Source organism: Arsukibacterium sp. MJ3 (assembly GCF_000987765.1).
Lineage (GTDB): Bacteria > Pseudomonadota > Gammaproteobacteria > Enterobacterales > Alteromonadaceae > Alishewanella.
In genome coordinates this window covers 1-675 of sequence record NZ_LAHP01000104.1, presented here as the reverse complement: position 1 = coordinate 675, position 675 = coordinate 1, and the positions used below count along the sequence as shown (strand labels likewise).

Here is a 675-nt window from a genome sequence, read left to right as displayed (position 1 = left end):
GTATGAGCAACTCTTGAGTGCCGATGGTGCACGATTAGCATTGCGCTTTTTACCTGCAGATTTACATCGGGTATTTACGATTGGTGAACTGCGTGAACTAGCGCTGAATGAGCAAGCAGTGCTACTCGGTTACCAGCAAGAAGGAGGCGAAACTGTGCTGAATCCAAATCTGAATGCGCAGGTGAAAGTAAATGAGGGAACTCAACTTATTGTTTTGCAAGGGCCAATACACGAATGAGTAAAATTCGTTTTGCAGGATATAATAGCGCTGCTTGAAGCTGAAAATATTGATGTTGCTGCTGGTTGGATGACCTCCGATACCTTCGATGTAATGGCGAAAACCGATGGCATGCTTACCTCGGCAAGTGAGGTTACGAATCTATTGCTGCAAGTTCCCGGCGTACAAGAGCTAATGTGTGATCTCGCGCGCAGCGGCTTTTTAGCCATGGTAATGGTGTTCCTATTTCTTGGTTCGCTGCGCAAAAGCTTTGTGGTAGGGATTTCTATTCCGGTGGCCATTATGGCTACCTTTGCGTTAATGGGCGCCAGTGGCTTCACCCTGAATGTGATCAGCTTGGGTGGCTTGGCATTAGGCGTAAGTGTGCGGATGGTATTGCCAAGCGGTACGCCGCCTTTTGAAACCGATGCTGCAGCGCGCGAAATTGAAACCATTAT

The 675-nt window shown here is 47.9% G+C and carries 1 protein-coding gene and 1 pseudogene; both read left to right on the top strand.

Annotated features, from left to right (window positions below; translation table 11 throughout):
* Positions 1–238 (top strand): hypothetical protein (locus VT06_RS18310; protein WP_161795052.1); only part of this gene is annotated, 238 nt, incomplete at its 5' end.
* Positions 239–271: 33 nt separating this feature from the next.
* A pseudogene (locus VT06_RS16980) lies at positions 272–675 on the top strand (efflux RND transporter permease subunit); the annotation flags it as partial.